This window comes from Streptomyces sp. NPDC031474 (genome assembly GCF_055581185.1).
Genome location: NZ_JBVIJX010000037.1, coordinates 1 through 15,099 on the forward strand (window position 1 = coordinate 1; position 15,099 = coordinate 15,099).

Consider the following 15,099-nt stretch of genomic DNA (forward strand, 5'->3'; position numbering starts at 1 on the left):
CTGTGGCGGGTAGTTCTTCATGACCACGAGATGTCCGTTCTCAGATCCTCAGGATCCAGTGTCTCGTGTGTTCAACATCCGGGGTCAAGGCCCGCAGCCGCTTCGGGAGCTTCTACCTCACGTGTGTCGGCGGAGCCACGGCCTGCTGCAGGGCCTGGCGCAGCAGCTCGATTGAAGCCTCCTCGTCGAGAACATCGAGGTCGTGCAGGCGAGCATCGACGTCGAGGGTGTAGCGGGAGGTGAGCAAGGCCGCAGTGGTGCCGTCGGTGGGCGGCAGCGGGCGGACCTGCGGCCATCGCCCGGGAGGAACGGATGTGTTCCCTGAGGAGGTACCCGTACATGTGTAAAAGGATTCGCAGGGCAGCGCCTGTCCCCGTGCTCACCATCAGCCCGAATCCACCGAGTGATCTCGTTGGGTCCAATTCCTTTCCGAGGGCGGTCGGCCGTGTGCGGCGCGGATGTGAGGGCGTGCGGTGCCCGCCGCGTGCGGGTCGCGGCCTGTCCGAAGGGTTCCGGGGCGGTAGGGGTGGGTGGCGGGTCGCCGGTGGCCTGTCGGGCCGTCGAGGTGCGGGATCGGCTGGTGGTCAGATCGCCGGTGGTGGCTGGTGGACCGCGTCGAACAGGCTGAGGTACGCATCCCGCCAGGGCCAGTGCTCGGGTAGATGAGCCGTCAGTTGGGTGCGGGCGGTGCGGGCGAGCCGTGCGGGGACGTGGATGAGGTGGGCGCGCAGGGTCGCGGTGGTGGGCTTGGCGTGGAAGCGCGAGGTCAGGGCGCCTGCGGCCCGCAGCAGGTTGTGGGACATCGCCCACAGGGTCAGCCAGGCGGCGTTCGCCTGGAAGCTGCCGGAGGGCAGGTGCGCCGGCGGCCCGGACTTGCCGTCGGCGATCGCCTGCTCGATGACAGCGTGCCGGCGGTGGTCGAGTTCGGCGTCCAGCAACGAAAACGGGCTGTCGGTGAAGACTGGGTGGTAGCGCCAGGCGCTGAACAACTCACCCTGGCCCTGGGTGACTTCGGCGTTCAGGCGTCGCACCCGGCGCACGATCAGGCGGGCGGTGACCTGCTCGGCCTTCTTCCGTCCGGTGAAGGCGGTGTACCGGATCTCGGCGATCTCGGCGTCGAAGACCATCTCACCGGTGTCCGGGTCGACGAAGGCGTCCGGGTAACGGATCGCCGTCCAGACGTCCTCGTCGATACGGGAGATCGCCGCCGCGATGGAGGGGTTCATGCCGGTGGTCAGGGAAAAGTGGGCGCCTGCGCGGCGGCAGGCGGCGACGACGTCGGCGGTGTAGAACTTGCTGTCCGCGCGTACCAGGCGGATCCCGGTGCCGCCGGTGTCCTTCGCGACCGCGAGGGCCTCGGCGACGAAGCTTTCCGCGCCGCGGACGTCGGCGGCCTTGCCGCGGCGCAGGCGCACAGCACCGATCACGGGCCGGGCGACGGGGGTGGAGAGGGTGGCCAGGATCGGGTGCAGGGTGCGCTGGCCCTTGAGGCGGCCGACTTCGGCGCCCTGCTTGGCGTGGCCGTACACGCGGCGGTGGGTGGGGTCGATGTCGATGTACATCACCTGCTCGGCGCCGGGCGGCAGTGGCGTGTGCCGGGCGAGTTCGGCGAGGAACTGGCGGTGTACGCGGTGCAGTTGGCGGTTGTGCCCGTGGGTGAAGGAGCGCAGGAAGGTGCCCAGGGTGGACGGGGCGCGCACGCCGCCGAAGGCCCGGGTCATCGCGCCGTGCCGCAGCCGGTCGGCGTCGTCGATGCTGTCCGCCCCCGCGCACATCGCGCCGAGCAGCGACATCACCTTCGCGGCCAGGTGGGCGCCGCCACTGTTGTCAGCCCCGTCGATGCGTATCGAAGCGGCCAGGTCCGGCAGGCCGGCCCGCTCGGCCAGGCGGACCAGCGGCAGCAGCCCGGCGTCGGCGATCAGGTTCGGCTCATCGAAGACGGCGGAGACGTTCGCGGGGGCATGAGAGGATTGCATTTACGAGATGCCTTGCTGATCGTGCGGTTCTGGACTCTAGACAAGCCCATCATCGCAGGTCGCAAGGCATCTCTTCGTTTCCAGCCCATCCCTACTCCGGTATCAGCCGGTGAATTCGGGCTCAGACATAGCGAAGGTTTCGGCGTGGAGCACTTCCTGGCGCACCCATTCGACGACTTCGCCCACCATGGCTTCCAGCGGTGTGGTGGGGGTGAACCCGAGCAGCCGCTCGGGTTTTCCCGTGGAGGGGTGGCGGGCCCGCACATCGTTCGGAAAGCCGGGAACGTGCTCCAGGACCAGTGGCATACCAGGGTTGATCTGGTCCCACACGAGCCGCGCGAGGCTTTCGATGGTGCAGCCATAGGAGCCGGAGAGGTTGAAGTCCTCGTTCATCGCGGCTTCCTGCTCCATGGCGAGCACGATTCCGGTCGCCATGTCGCGGGCGTGGGTGAAGGTGCGGAACTGCTGCCCGTCTCCGAGGATGCGGAAGGGGGTCTCGCGTCGCAGGGCGCGCTCGGCGAAGTCTGGAATGACATGGCCCTGGACCAGGGGACGTTCCTGTCCCGGGTCGGCCCCGCCGTGCGCCATCCGGCGCTCACCGGCGCCGACGCAGTTGAAGGGCCGGACGATCGTCCAGGGCAGGCCGTACTGGTCCCACGCGGCCTTCGCGTAGTACTCGACCGCGAGTTTCTGGAAACCGTACGCGGTGGCCGGCGGCGGAAACTCCAACTGGTCGCCCTCTGTGATCTTTCCGTCCTCGACCTTCTCAAAGACCATCGACGAGCTGACATAGGTCACCTTGCGGAGCACTCCTGTGCGGTACGCCTCGATACCGGCGTAGGCCGCAGCGGTCACCAACCGGTTGTTCTCCGCCAGGATGTCCAGCGGCAGTTCGGCCATGTACCGCACGCCGCCGATCATGGCAGCGTTCGCGATGAAGTGCCCGCAGTGGTCCAGGAGCTGGGTCAAGAGCGCGCGGTCCCCGGCGTCGCCGATGACGGGGGTATACCGGGGATGGTCCGGCAAGGAGCGGGCGGGGCGCCCGTACTTGGAGAGGTTGTCCAGGCCGACTACGGTGTGGCCGCGGGCCAGGAGTTCCTCGACGACGTATCCGCCGATAAACCCTGCCGCACCGGTCACGAGCACTTTCGTCAATTTGTGTGCCACCGATCTCATACGTCGTGTGCTTCCGATTGGCCAGCCGAATCAAGACGAGAGGAGCTGGCCCTCGCCGAACGCGAGGTAGGTCGTGCCCTGCGGCAACTGCCCGCTCTTTTGGGCGTGCAGGGCCCATACGTCGTAGATGACGCATCGGGTGTCGGCGTACCCGACCACATCCGAGAGCGACAGGTCAGCGTAATCCTTGTGGTTGGTGCCGATGACGACTATTTGGGCCCCGCTGACCGCCTCCTTGATGGAGGAACAGGGCTCGAGGCCGAGGTCGCTCTGGCGTTCCCTGCTGACCAGCGGATCGTGCGAGCGGACCCTGGCCTGAGGGAAGCGTTCGCGGATCTGGTCGATCAGGTCGACGGAGGGGGACATGCGCGTGTCGTCCGTCGGCGGGTTGCCCTTGAACGCGACACCCAGCAGAGCGATCTCCATCCGGCTGGCGGTGGTGAGTTCCCGCCCATGGTCCAGGATCACTTCGCTCATCCGGGACGTCACGGTGTCGTGTACCTGTGAGACGCTGTCCAGCAACAGGGACACGGATGAGGTGAAGTCCCCGAACGCTCCAGCGAGCATCTTTGCATCCTTCGGCAGGCATGATCCTCCAGTGGGCCCGGGCCGGGGTATGACTCCCCGCTCGTAGCCGCTGGAGGCGGCCCGCAAGGTCTCGCTCATGCTGACGCCCACGCTCTCGCACAGCAGGGCGAGTTCGTTGGCGAAGGCGAACACCGTGTACCGGAAGGCGTTGCAGGCGAGTTTCGCCATTTCCGCCGTCTCCAGTTCCTCGACCTCCACGATTCGGTCTGTCAGGTCATGGAACAGACGCGTGGCCCTGGCGCGGGCGCGGGAGCTGTCGCCCGCGACGATCTGAGGAAGGCTGCATAGTTCGTGGACGGCGAGCCCCTGGACGGTCCGCTCGGGGCAGAAGGCGATGTCGAAGTTCTTACCCCCGACCGTCAGGCAGCGATCGCGTAGCCGCCGACTGGTGCCAACCGGGACGGTGGAGCGCAGGACCACGAGGGCGCCGTCGTCGGCGACCTCGGAGATTTCCTTGACAACGGATTCCACCTGGGCCAGATCGGGTCCTCCCTCGTCGTCTACGTTTGTGCCGACACAGACCACGTATGCGTCGATCGCGGCGTCGCGCGGGATGGAGTTGAAAACTCGCAGCCGCCCGCTGTCGACGGCCTCCTCCAACTGAAGTCCCTCTTCGTGTACGTGTGGGGTCTTCTGCCGGAGCATCCGACATATCTTCGGGTCGCGCTCGACGCCCACCACGTGCCGACCGCGCGCGGCCAGCGTGACAGCCAGGGATGTTCCCACGTATCCGAGGCCGATCACGCATACCTTGCCGGGCCGGGTGTCTGATTCACGCACTGTTGCTGCTTCCTTCTTCCTTTTGTCAGGGACCCTGCCCCTTATAGCGGTACCTGCCCCTTATGGCGTGACCTGCCAGTTGGCGGTGAGCGTGGGAGCGGTGGGCCGGTCGGGCAGGCCCACGATCCGGTCGTCCAGGATGAGGAAGTCCAGTTCCGATGGCATGCGCCGCCTTCAGGATCGGGACGGAGGCCGGTCGCAACCATCGGTGTTTCTACGGATGTCGGCGGGGGCGGCTGTTTCCGTACGACCACCGATGGTGCCCGACCCGCCGGTGCCGCGACCATGGCCGTGGCACCGGCCGACGGTGTCCGTACGTCACCGCCGCGTACCCGTATGTGCGGACCCGGCTGGCCGTCACCGGGCCCCTGAAGGAGACGAACCGATGTCTGTGATCAACGGTCGGGCAGCCGGGCCTGCCCCCGCGCCGCGGGGAGCTGATGCTCTGCTGCGCATCGCACTTCTCACCTACAAGGGCAATCCTTTCTGTGGCGGCCAAGGCGTCTATGTCCGGTACCTGTCCCGTGAGCTGGCTCGCCTCGGCCACAGCGTCGAGGTCATAAGCGGCCAGCCCTACCCCGTGCTCGACGAGGTGGAGGGTGTCAATTTCACCCCGCTCCCCAGCCTCGACCTGTACCGTCGGCCTGACCGGTTCCACGCGCCGCGCCTGCGGGAGATCCGCGACTGGATCGACGGGCTCGAGGTCGCCACCATGCGCACCGGCGGCACTCCCGAACCGCTTGCCTTCAGTTTGCGTGCGCGCCGCCACCTCGCCGCTCGCGTGGCCGCGTCCGACACCTTCGACGTGGTCCACGACAACCAGAGCGTGGGCTACGGCCTGCTCGGCATCGACCGCCGCTTCGCGCCCCTGGTCACCACGATCCACCACCCGACCACCGTGGACCTCCGCCTTGCGCTCGCTGTCACCGACGGCCGGCTGCAGCGGCTGGCATTGCGCCGCTCCTGCGGATACCTCCCGATGCAGAGGAGGGTTGCCCGCCGCCTCTCATCCATCCTCACCGACTCGGTCGCCTCCCGCCGAGCAATCATCGATGACATGAATGTGCCCGCGGACCGTATCCACGTCGTACCCCTCGGTACGGACACCCGCCTCTTCTCACCGGACGTGTCCGTCCCCGAGGTTCCTGGCCGGATCGTCACGACAGCGAGCGCAGACGCCCCCCTCAAGGGCTTGATCTTCCTGGTCGAGGCGCTCGCCAAGGTGCGCCAAGAACACGAGCACGCGCACCTGGTGGTTGTCGGCCCGCAGCCCGTTGGGGGGCCGGTCGTGGACGCCATCGAACGCCACGGTCTCGGCCGGGCCGTCACCTTCGTCAAAGGCATCAGCGACGCCGAGCTGGTCGACCTCATCCGCCGGGCCGAGGTCGCCTGTGTGCCTTCGCTGTACGAGGGCTTCTCGCTGCCGGCCGCCGAGGCGATGGCGACCCGCACGCCGCTGGTCGCCACCACCGGCGGCGCCATACCCGAGGTTGCGGGACCGGACGGCGAGACCTGCCTGGCCGTCCCGCCCCGCGATCCCGGCGCGCTGGCCGCCGCGCTGATTCGGCTGCTGGGGGACCCTGCGCTTCGGCGCCGACTGGGCGAGGCCGGGCGCGACCGCGTGCTGCGCCGCTTCACCTGGGAGCATGTGGCGCGCAATACCGTGGAGCACTACCGGGAGGCCATCGCCGCGCGTGACGCGGCGCGCCCCTCCTCGAAATAGATCTTGCCCCCAGCTGCTACTCCTGTACGGGGTACGTCAACGGGCGAGCGCATCGCCGAGCCAACGCGACATGGCGACGATGGTGAGCGCCGGATTTGCCGCGCCGGCCCGGGAAAAGTTCCCCGGGCCGGCCAGGTAGACGCCAGGCAGCCCCTCGAGTTCGAGCTTTGCCCCCGCGTTCCCGATCGGCGGGCGAGACCGTCGTGGTGATATGCGCTGCGGCGATGCCATGGCTCGAAGACGTGTGCATCCGGGGACGCTGCACAGCTGGGTCTCGCGGGCCAAGCGCAACGGCTCGCCGTCGTCGGACACGCCCGTCCAGGCGTCGGCGGGGGCGGGCTCGGGGGCCCCGGCTGCGGGAGGGTGAGCGGGCCGAGCTGGAGCGGCTGCGGGCCGAGGCCCGGGAGAAGGAAAAACGCATCCGCGAGCTGGAGACTGACCTGCGGTGATGTGGTCCGGCCTGATGGTCAGCCTTCCTGTCCGACGGGTTCGGCAGCGGCGCCTTCGCGGTGCTTGCGAAGTTCCCGGTACAGCGTGGAGCGGCTGACGCCGAGTTCAGCGGCGACCTGTTCGGGGATCGCACCGTCCTTGATCCGCTGGGCGGCCCCGGCGCGGGTGGTCGCGTTGAGCTTCGCGGGCCGTCCGGTCGGCAGTCCGCGGGCTTCCTTGGCGGCTCGGGCGCCAGCGGCCCGCTCCAGCATGTAGATCCGCTCCATCTGAGCGAACATCCAAGAGATGGTCTCCGCGATCACTGACGTCGCCAGCGAACTGTCCACCCGCCGACGCGTGCATGGCGGCTCGCGAGCGCGGGGAAACGGTCTATCTGGAGAACGGCGTTGTGGTGTGACTGGCCGGCTCCCGGACGGCTGCGTCTGGGAGCCTTCGAGGCGTCAGGCTGGCGCTGGGTGCCGGAGGTTGTCGGGGTCCGCAGGGGGTTTCAGCCGAGGGGTCTCTACCGGTGCCGGGGTGGTGAGGGTGCGTCCGGCCGACCGCAGGAGCGAGTCATGGATGCCGTCGGCGTAAAGCAGTCCGCCGACGTCCGCGCGGGCCTTGGCCAGCGCCGAGTCGGCTCGGAAGCCGCCCGCCCCGACGAGCAGCGGCAGTTCCTGGAGCGCGCGGTGCCCGGCCGAGCACTGGGTCCACCTGCGAACCACGAACCCGATCGAGTCGACGTTCTCCACGGTCAAGCTCCGCACCAGGGTCACCCGCGGCGCCGGCAGCCCCGCCGCCGCCCTCGCCATGGTGTTCAAGCTGGTCGAGTCGGCCCAGGCCCACTGGCGGGCGATCACCGGGGCCCACCTGGTGGCGCTGGTCCGCGCGGGCGCCAGGTTCGAGAACGGCGAGTTGGTCGAACGCGCCGAGACCCTCGCGGCCTGAGGAGAATGCCACGATGACCAGCCTCGACACCTACGGCACGAACACCTGCACGGCCCAGGAGCTGTCCGACCTGCTCGCCGACCGACTCACGGTGAGCTTCACCGAGCGCGAGAGCAACTACCTCGGCAGCTACTTCCTCGCTGTCCTCGCCGACACGACCCGCCTCCACGTCCAGCCGAACGCCATTCCCGGAGACGACGGCCAAGACGACCTCTACGAGGACGAGTACACCGACGTGACGGTCCTCCTCCTCATCACATCACAGGTCACCGCTGAGCCAACCCTCCACGCCGAGCTGGCGGCGATCGAAGGGCTCACCCAGCTCAGATCGTCTCGAAACTGAGAAACCGCTGATCCACAGGTATTGACGATTGCTCCCACCGCGGACGGCAAGACCGCAATCGCTCGGACCCGCCCGCCCGCTCCGACGAGCCGGTGGCAGAGGGGTGGCGCAGCCTCAGGCTGTTCGTGGGGCGGAGGGCTCACGGCGCTGGAGAATCGAGCCGGGCGATGAGGGTACGGCCGATCCGCTGGAGTTCCTCGTCGTGGTCGATGCTCTGGAACCTGCCGCCGCGTCGGGGCAGGGCGAGTTGCTCGCGGAGCAGGGGCAGGGCCGGTGCCGCGAGGGGGCCCATGCGGTCCAGGCAGGCCACGACGTGGTTGGCCGTCGCAGGGTTCTTGGCCATGGCCTGCAGCAGGGCGTCCAGGACGGCCGGTGCCTCGGCTTCACCGCCGATCCCCCAGAGCGCGGCCGCGCAATGCACCCGGACCCATTCGTAGTCGTGCGTCAGGAGGTTGCGCAGGCGGGGCAGTGCGACGGAGGCGGGCGGGCCTATCTCGCCGAGCAGATCAGCCGCGTCACTGATCCGGAAGGTGATCGGGTCTTCGCGGAGGCCGAGCCTGAGCGGCATGACCTCGGCCAGGTCACCGGCGGCGGCCCACAGCGCGGCGACGGCAGCAGGCCGTACGGGTACTGATCGTCGTCCACGGTGTAGTGCTCTACAGGGTGAGTCAGGCCGGGCAGGACCCGGCCGTCGGTGATCTGGGTGCTGGCGGTTAGGGCACGGCCGGTGCAGGCCGCGTCCAGCCGGTCGTACAGCCAAGCTCGGGTGCAGCCGAGGCCGATGTCACCACGCTTCGGCGAGGCGTGCCTCAAGCTCCGCACGGAAGTGCCGGAGCCTGTTCGAAGCCGGGTACGCGCCCCACGCGTTGACGTGGCCCGTTCCGGGGTCGTACTCCACATGCGCCTGCCAGGCCCCTCGCCCGGACCGGGATCGGACTGCGATCTCCGCGCCGAAGCACCAGGTGGAGATGACCTTGATGCCGCCGACGAACGCGGCACCCGCGCGCACGATGGCGTCGAACTCGATCTCCTGCGGTGTCGGCGTCGGTTCCATGAGCGACTCGTTCATGTCGCTGTCAGCCGGGCGTTGCCCAGTGCCGACCCTTCTCAACAGAGCTGCCGCGCCAGCGGCGAGGACGGCAACGGCGGCGGCCTTGGCCTTGTTCATCACGCCCCCTACGGCACGGTGCAGCGGCTCGGGTCGGCGGCGGTGGTCTGCAGGGCCTGGGCGTAGAGCATGGCGGTGGCGCTGTCGGTGGTCACCCCGGGGATTCTTCCGCACCCGCCGGCCCGTCCGGTGTCCCGTCTCAAATGATCTGGTCCGAGAGCATCCCCGCGACCTGCCGCGACCAGATCGAGCGAGATGGGCGGTAACCCAGAATCTCAGCTGATCTGGTCCGGTACATGCGGATACCGCCCTGCGTCTCAACCGATCTGGTCTGCTGGGCCGCGCTTGCGGTAATACGTTCGACGCAGATGCCAGGGAGCTCGTAACCTCTCGCTGTGCCTGATACGGCCGGGGTGGAAGTCCGCTTCAAGAATCGGTGTGCAAACGCGGCGCACACTCTCGCATCGTGCGTCGGGTACTTCATAGACCGCATCGTGTTCAGCGCCTTCTCGGAGGACGACTCCCTGGAGATCTTTCTCCGCCAGGGACCGCGTGAGCCAGACGTTGTGATCTCGCTCGCCAACCTTCACCACATCTCGGTCGATAAGCCACCCCAGCTGTCGGGCTTTGTCGACAAGATCTTCTTGATCCACCTACCCAAGATGCCCCATCCCTGGCCAGACGAGGCTGCCGGTCTCGTCCGCCGGTTCGACGGGATGCCCGAGCTCGCATGGCTACGGATCGTCGGTCCGACCGAGGTAGACGTCATCGCGTCAATCGTGACCATCTACGCGGCACCGAGCGACGACGAAGCCTCGACAGAGCGGACAACCTGAGACGACGAGCGAATCGGACCAGATCATTTGAGACTGTGACCAGGTGGTCTGTCCGTTGACAGTCAATCTAGTCCGGCCGAAGCCTCCGACCTGTGTGGACTGTGTTGGCTGTCAAAGCGATCGTGCCGAACGTGGCGCCTCAGGCCCGGCTGCTCGAGAGTGATCGCTGCGGTGTGGTGACGCAGGGGCGTACGTTCTATGTCAACTTATGGGAGCAGTAGACGACTTGAGAGCCGTGGATCGCTGCCTTGTGCCCTTCGTGTCTTGCAGCCGTTGTAGCGGGACCATGCACGCGGGCAGGCGGGCTGTCATGAGCTGCACCGGCCCTCGGCCAGCTCTCAGGATGGAACTGTCAACTGTTGCGGCGTGTCCACTGCGCGGCCCGGACCGTTCCCTCCTGAATGTCCTGCCGGGGCAGTTGGAGGTCGAAAGCGTCCTCCAGAGCGTGGAAGTACAGCTCGAACTCGCTGGTGAGTTCGGGGTGGTCCAATTCGGCACGGCGTATGGCCTGGTTGAGGAAGTCGAGCTGACCGCCTCGGAAGTAGGGGGCGCGGCCTCGGTCGTACCAGATCAGCTCCAGGACGCCCCAGTCATCGTCGATACGGTGGCCGTCGCGCATGTAGTCGAAGGTGTAGATGGCCTTCGCGGAGGTGGCGCTCAGGTGCACCGCCTCGGTGACACCGAGCCGAGCGAGAGCCTCAAGATCGGGCCCGAAGCCGGGGGTCTCGTGGTACATCAGGAACGCCCAGTCGCCGGCCTGCCCGTAGCAGCAGGTTTCCCAGACGATGTCCCAGTAGTCGAAGGTTCCGCCGTCCATGCTGCGCAGATCCGCAAGACGTGTCCCGGCGGCGATCTGTGCGGGGTCGGCTCCGTGGAGCAGGGCGATCTGTTCAGCGCTGATGCTCTCGCCGCGGAAGAAGGCGAGGTGGGTGTAGGGGTCCTGCTCGCGCCAGCTGCCAGCGATCCAGGCGAGGCGCTCCAGCGGGTCGCGCCCGCACGCAGCGGAGGGCTGCGTAACGTCCATGCCGCCGTTGCGGAATCGGCTGCCCCAGGCGAGGTTGATCCGGTCCAGCAGCTCGGCCTGCCCGGAGACGAGATTGGCCACCGGGCCGCGACCCGGGGACCGGCCCGCGATGTGCTCGGCGAGCCTGCGGACCGCGTCCTCGGCGGCGAAGTACAGCACCTGATCCAGGTCCCGAGAGACGAAGACCTCCCGATAGGGACCGATGTGGCCGCGCACCGTGCCGTCGTCGTCCAGGACCAGGAAGAGTCGACCGTGCGACTCGCCCACGTGCTGCTCGTACTGGTCGGGCGAGGTGCCGATGGGCGGGAGCATCGCGTCGTCGAGCACGTCAGAGCCCGCGGACACCTGGTGCCAGGCCCGCTTGAGTGTGTACGCCGATATCTGCATGGGCGTCAGTATGCGACCGGACACTGACATGGTCGGCTGATCTGCGACGACTCGACTGGATGGCAAAGATCAGCGCCGCCTGGGTTCGGTGTCAAACGCCTCGATTGGATGTCAGGGCGACTGGCTTCGTTGTCCAAGGACATCGTCCGAGACGGGACACCCGGGACCGATCCCTGTCCTGTCTCACCGAAGTTTGACCGGTCGACGTCTGTCTCACCGAAGTCTGTCCGCGGTTCAATGCGGGGCGCCGTCCTGGGCAGTGAGGTTTTGGAAGCGTCCGGAGGAGATTCACGGCCTGACCAGCGGCCGCTGCGGCACAATCCCAGGATGATCGGCAACCGGATCACCTATCGCACGGCGGACGGCGTCCGCATACCCGGCACCTGGCGGCACGTCTTCATCCGCAATGGCGGCCACTATTTCCTCACCGACCTCTTCATCTACGCTGACGGGCTCATCGACTGCTGGGGCCTGGTCACCGTCGTGGAGTTCGAGGAGAAGCTGCGCACCGGCTGGGTGGCGACCAGCTTCCCGGCAGGCGGCGAGGCCTCCGCACACGAGCTGGCGGACTGGAAGTTCTGCGAACCGGAGAGCTGGCTCACGCCCGAGCTGCTGGTCGCTGAGGTCCGCGACACCATCGACCAACTGAACGGGCGACCCGACTCGACCGGCCGCTGCCTGGCCGCCGTCGACGTCTTCCTCGCCGACCGGACCGAGGAGAACCGGGCCGCGGCCCGCGCCGCGTTCCTGAACATCCCGGAATCGCAGCGCCGCTACGCGTTGGGCGACATGGACAGCAAGGACCGGCCGCTACGGGTCCTGGTGGCAGGGCCCGGCGCCCAGACCTACCTGCCGTTCGACGGAACGGTCACGCAGAAGGACTACGACAGCGCCCTCGCGTACTTCGAGGAGCGGGCCCGCTGGACGGCCGAGAGGGCCACCCGCGTCCCCGCGGACGGACCGGCGACACCGCACGCCCCCGCCATCCAGCTCTACCACTCGTTCCCGACGCGGCCGGTTGACGATCCCGGCATGCTCGGCCTGCGGCACGACTACCCCGCCCCGATCACGGTCAAGGGAACCAACTACCCCTCCGTCGCCCATGCCTACTGGGCCCTGTCGGTCGCCGATCCGGAGACCCGGCTCGCGATCGCGGCAGCAGAGACCGCCGCCACAGCACGCGTGCTTGCGACCGAGGCCCGTCGCCGCGAGGGCTGGGAACACGCTCGAACCGCCGTCATGACACGCCTGCTGAACGCCAAGTACGACCAGCACCCCGAACTGGCTGAGGCCCTGCTGGCGACGGACGACGCCACCGTGATCTACGACGACATGAACTCGACCTTCTGGGGCGACAACGCCGGCCGAGGCCGCAACTGGTCCGGACGCATCCTCGAACTCGTCCGCTCCGAACTGCAAGCACGACGCGCAGGGATTCTCGGGGTGTGAGGCTGCCGGGTGTGCGACCTCCCTAAGCCGGTCAAACTTCGTTGAGACTGGTCGAACTTCGGTGAGACGGGTCAATCCCGACGGTTACGTTCCATACGGATCACACCCGCCCGGCAGCATGACCAGCACTGTCACGCTCCACCCCGGATTTTCGAGCCCTGGAGGGGGCTCAGCAGCCTCCGGACCCCCGCGAAACGGACACAACGGGCGTGATTCGGGGGCGGCGTGACAGTTTTCGAGGGCGGCGTGACACCCGTGTCACGCTCACGCTCCGTCAGCGTGGCACCGATTCCGGGCTTGCGGGCGGGCGGCCGGTGGTGGGGCCGGCCTGCTTCTGCCAGGCCGTACGCCAGATCGTCAGTTCGTCCTCGGTGTAGCGGACGGTTTGCCCCTCCAGCTTGCCTTCGGGCACCGGGATGCCGCGTTCCGGGGAGCGCTTGCGCATATAGGTGCGCGCCGTCGGCGCCTTCCTCGGCAGGATCCCCTTCTCCCACGCCTCCTCCAGCGAGTAGCGGACCGGCACGGACTCGCCGAAGGCATCGTTCGCCGACGGCGGCGGCTGGCGGATCACGGGCGCCGCGTCCGCGGCCTGCTGCGGCCGGGCCGGGCGGCCGGGTGGGACGACGGGGCTCTGTCCGCACACATGCGGCCGCTCATGTTCAACCAGCGGTTCCATCCCGGCCAGGATCCGGCGCAGGGGCGACCCCGGGGCGCCGGCCGCGAGGGCCTGCGCCGTCAGCTCGGCCACGGTGGAACCGGCGGCACGCAGGCTTGCCACCCTGCGGTTGCGCACCTCCACCGCGACGGCGAGTTCCATGAGCAACTGCGTCCAGTCCATGCCCGGCACAACGCCAGCCACGGACGAGGGTGACGGGATGGTCTTCGTGCCCTCCCGGCCCACGACTCCCAGCCCCTGGTCGCCGCTCACACCTGGGTTCCTTCGACACGGGCGAGGAACGCGGCGAGAGCGCCGGCGGCTTCGGGCTCGGAAGTGGCGAGGCGGCCCGCGAACGCCAGCCGGCCCATGTCCGCGCCGGGGACCAGACGGGCGAGTTCGGCGAGGAGCGCGGCGTGCGCGAGGACCGGTGGCGTCAGCAGGCCGGCGGCTTCCTCGCGGGCGGCCGGGTCGCGGTGTGCCCGAGGTGCGCGGCCAGGGCGTGGGCGAGCCAGGCGTCGACATCGGCCTGGACGTACCCGCCGGCTCGCCGCGTGAGTTCGTCCCGAACGGCTTCGTCACCGTCGCGGGGCTCGGTCTGCTCCAGCGTGCCGAGCTCGCGCAGCGCCTGGAACTCGTCGGCGCGGGCCGCGACCCGGGCGGCTTCACGCAGCTCGGCTTGCGGCCGGAAGCCAGCGGGCCGGGCGAGTAGTGACTCCGACCCTGCCCGCCCAAGGCGGCCGCGGGCCAGCCGTCAGCAGCCAGCGCTCCAGTCGTGCTCACCAACAAGGAGAAGATCAACATGCCTCTCGATGACCAGCGCACGTGGGCACTGCTGCGTGAGCTCGATGATCCAGTTCACATGGAGTTCCCCCGAGGCTACGACCACACGGCCGCCCGGGCCCGGTTCGACCAGCTCGCGGCCAGGCCCCCGGCCACCCGACCCGGAACCGCACCCCGCTCCGTTACTGGGCGGGGTCGTGTCCGGCTTCGCTAGTGCCGCTGCTCAGTCGGGAGAAGTTCTGGCCTTGGATGACCGGCCCGCGGGAGGAGCCGCCAGAGATGTGGTTGTGAACTCCATGCTTGCTGGTCGGGATGGTCAAGGCCTGCTTTCCGAGCTCGCCTGACAGGCCCGTCACCCGTCCAACCAAGAGCGCCACAGAATTGGGATCCACGCTTCTCCCCAATTCGTGTGTCCGGAGCCTCACGACACGTCCCGTCAGCTCTCTTCGGATGCGCTTCTCGCTGACAATTCTTTGAAGGTCTCTCCTTTCCGCAGTAGGAGCTGTGCTGTGCCTGCAGGCGCCGCCACGTCACCGCCTCTCGCTCACTCGGGGTCGGATGGGCGCGCAGTCCTGTCCGGTCCGGGGGCAGGGTGGCGGAGCAGGGTGTCCTCGACCGCGCCTGCACGGGCTGAGCCCAAGCGCTTGTAGAGGGCCTGAGCTCGCAGAAGGAGGCCCCGGCCTTCGTCGGCGCGCTCCTGCGTGAGGTGCAACCGGGCCAGGCCCTCCAGGGCATGGGCTTCGTCTTCGGGAGCGCCGATCTCAAGGGCAATCCCCAGCGCTTGTTCGTGGCATGAGTGTGCTGTCACGAGGTCCCGCTCCGACAGAGCCAGGGTTCCGAGGTGGTTCAGGGCCTCGGCTTCACCGTTTCGGTTGCCGAGGTCGCGGTACAGGG

14 protein-coding genes and 2 pseudogenes are annotated in these 15,099 nt (G+C 68.3%); 6 read left to right on the forward strand and 10 right to left on the reverse strand.

The window, feature by feature from the left end; genetic code table 11:
- Nucleotides 1-584: 584 nt before the first annotated feature.
- The 3 genes from ACZ5SK_RS44870 to ACZ5SK_RS44880 form a co-directional block, all read right to left on the reverse strand.
- Nucleotides 585-1,976 (reverse strand): IS1380 family transposase, encoded by a 1,392-nt coding sequence (locus ACZ5SK_RS44870; protein WP_468577819.1) that lies wholly within the window; start codon nt 1,974-1,976, stop codon nt 585-587.
- Between the two features lie 102 nt (nt 1,977-2,078).
- On the reverse strand, nt 2,079-3,116 hold the full coding sequence (locus tag ACZ5SK_RS44875; RefSeq protein ID WP_468577821.1) for an NAD-dependent epimerase/dehydratase family protein: 1,038 nt from the start codon (nt 3,114-3,116) through the stop codon (nt 2,079-2,081).
- 66 nt (nt 3,117-3,182) lie between these two features.
- Complete coding sequence (locus ACZ5SK_RS44880) at nt 3,183-4,520, reverse strand: nucleotide sugar dehydrogenase (RefSeq protein ID WP_334573711.1); 1,338 nt, start codon at nt 4,518-4,520, stop codon at nt 3,183-3,185.
- Between the two features lie 385 nt (nt 4,521-4,905).
- On the opposite strand from ACZ5SK_RS44880, the gene ACZ5SK_RS44885 reads away from it, so the two are divergent.
- Nucleotides 4,906-6,243 carry a glycosyltransferase family 4 protein gene (locus ACZ5SK_RS44885; RefSeq protein ID WP_334573713.1) on the forward strand — a complete coding sequence of 446 codons (1,338 nt, stop codon included), beginning with the start codon at nt 4,906-4,908 and terminating at the stop codon, nt 6,241-6,243.
- 467 nt (nt 6,244-6,710) lie between these two features.
- Here the strand turns inward: ACZ5SK_RS44885 and ACZ5SK_RS44890 are convergent, their stop codons facing one another.
- Nucleotides 6,711-6,971, reverse strand: coding sequence for a helix-turn-helix domain-containing protein (locus tag ACZ5SK_RS44890; protein ID WP_334573715.1), 261 nt, complete (start codon nt 6,969-6,971; stop codon nt 6,711-6,713).
- A 394-nt stretch (nt 6,972-7,365) separates the two neighbouring features.
- Between ACZ5SK_RS44890 and ACZ5SK_RS44895 the strand changes: the two are divergent.
- Nucleotides 7,366-7,620 (forward strand): annotated as a pseudogene (locus ACZ5SK_RS44895) (IS256 family transposase); the annotation flags it as partial.
- Nucleotides 7,621-7,633: 13 nt separating this feature from the next.
- On the forward strand, nt 7,634-7,963 hold the full coding sequence (locus ACZ5SK_RS44900) for a hypothetical protein (protein WP_468577823.1): 330 nt from the start codon (nt 7,634-7,636) through the stop codon (nt 7,961-7,963).
- A gap of 139 nt (nt 7,964-8,102) precedes the next feature.
- On the opposite strand, the gene ACZ5SK_RS44905 is transcribed toward ACZ5SK_RS44900, so the two are convergent.
- The 3 genes from ACZ5SK_RS44905 to ACZ5SK_RS44915 form a co-directional block, all read right to left on the reverse strand.
- Nucleotides 8,103-8,531 carry a HEAT repeat domain-containing protein gene (locus ACZ5SK_RS44905; protein ID WP_334573719.1) on the reverse strand — a complete coding sequence of 143 codons (429 nt, stop codon included), beginning with the start codon at nt 8,529-8,531 and terminating at the stop codon, nt 8,103-8,105.
- Between the two features lie 216 nt (nt 8,532-8,747).
- Entirely contained in the window at nt 8,748-9,131 is a 384-nt protein-coding gene (locus ACZ5SK_RS44910; RefSeq protein ID WP_334573720.1) for a hypothetical protein, read from the reverse strand.
- A gap of 8 nt (nt 9,132-9,139) precedes the next feature.
- A complete protein-coding gene (locus ACZ5SK_RS44915; protein WP_457495024.1) occupies nt 9,140-9,274 on the reverse strand; it encodes a hypothetical protein in 135 nt (44 codons plus the stop codon).
- A gap of 192 nt (nt 9,275-9,466) precedes the next feature.
- Between ACZ5SK_RS44915 and ACZ5SK_RS44920 the strand changes: the two genes are divergently transcribed.
- Nucleotides 9,467-9,907, forward strand: a complete 441-nt coding sequence (locus ACZ5SK_RS44920; protein WP_334573722.1) for a hypothetical protein — start codon at nt 9,467-9,469, stop codon at nt 9,905-9,907.
- Between the two features lie 352 nt (nt 9,908-10,259).
- Here the strand turns inward: ACZ5SK_RS44920 and ACZ5SK_RS44925 are convergent, their stop codons facing one another.
- A complete protein-coding gene (locus ACZ5SK_RS44925; protein ID WP_334573724.1) occupies nt 10,260-11,318 on the reverse strand; it encodes a hypothetical protein in 1,059 nt (352 codons plus the stop codon).
- Between the two features lie 327 nt (nt 11,319-11,645).
- On the opposite strand from ACZ5SK_RS44925, the gene ACZ5SK_RS44930 reads away from it, so the two are divergent.
- Nucleotides 11,646-12,767 carry an NADAR family protein gene (locus tag ACZ5SK_RS44930; RefSeq protein WP_468158899.1) on the forward strand — a complete coding sequence of 374 codons (1,122 nt, stop codon included), beginning with the start codon at nt 11,646-11,648 and terminating at the stop codon, nt 12,765-12,767.
- Nucleotides 12,768-13,041: 274 nt separating this feature from the next.
- Here ACZ5SK_RS44930 and ACZ5SK_RS44935 read toward each other — a convergent pair whose 3' ends face one another.
- Nucleotides 13,042-13,695: a hypothetical protein gene (locus ACZ5SK_RS44935; protein ID WP_334573728.1), complete on the reverse strand. Its 654-nt coding sequence runs from the start codon at nt 13,693-13,695 to the stop codon at nt 13,042-13,044.
- A 205-nt stretch (nt 13,696-13,900) separates the two neighbouring features.
- On the opposite strand from ACZ5SK_RS44935, the gene ACZ5SK_RS44940 reads away from it, so the two are divergent.
- Complete coding sequence (locus ACZ5SK_RS44940; protein ID WP_334573730.1) at nt 13,901-14,134, forward strand: hypothetical protein; 234 nt, start codon at nt 13,901-13,903, stop codon at nt 14,132-14,134.
- A gap of 615 nt (nt 14,135-14,749) precedes the next feature.
- Here the strand turns inward: ACZ5SK_RS44940 and ACZ5SK_RS44945 are convergent.
- A pseudogene (locus ACZ5SK_RS44945) lies at nt 14,750-15,099 on the reverse strand (hypothetical protein); the annotation flags it as partial.

Excerpts from the sequence above, each read along its gene's own strand:
- ACZ5SK_RS44905 (WP_334573719.1), bottom strand. The coding sequence starts at position 8,531 with ATGCCGCTCAGGCTCGGCCTCCGCGAAGACCCGATCACCTTCCGGATC.
- ACZ5SK_RS44925 (WP_334573724.1), bottom strand. The coding sequence starts at position 11,318 with ATGCAGATATCGGCGTACACACTCAAGCGGGCCTGGCACCAGGTGTCC.
- ACZ5SK_RS44870 (WP_468577819.1), bottom strand. The coding sequence starts at position 1,976 with ATGCAATCCTCTCATGCCCCCGCGAACGTCTCCGCCGTCTTCGATGAG.
- ACZ5SK_RS44890 (WP_334573715.1), bottom strand. The coding sequence starts at position 6,971 with ATGTTCGCTCAGATGGAGCGGATCTACATGCTGGAGCGGGCCGCTGGC.
- ACZ5SK_RS44910 (WP_334573720.1), bottom strand. The coding sequence starts at position 9,131 with ATGAACAAGGCCAAGGCCGCCGCCGTTGCCGTCCTCGCCGCTGGCGCG.
- ACZ5SK_RS44900 (WP_468577823.1), top strand. The coding sequence starts at position 7,634 with ATGACCAGCCTCGACACCTACGGCACGAACACCTGCACGGCCCAGGAG.
- ACZ5SK_RS44885 (WP_334573713.1), top strand. The coding sequence starts at position 4,906 with ATGTCTGTGATCAACGGTCGGGCAGCCGGGCCTGCCCCCGCGCCGCGG.
- ACZ5SK_RS44930 (WP_468158899.1), top strand. The coding sequence starts at position 11,646 with ATGATCGGCAACCGGATCACCTATCGCACGGCGGACGGCGTCCGCATA.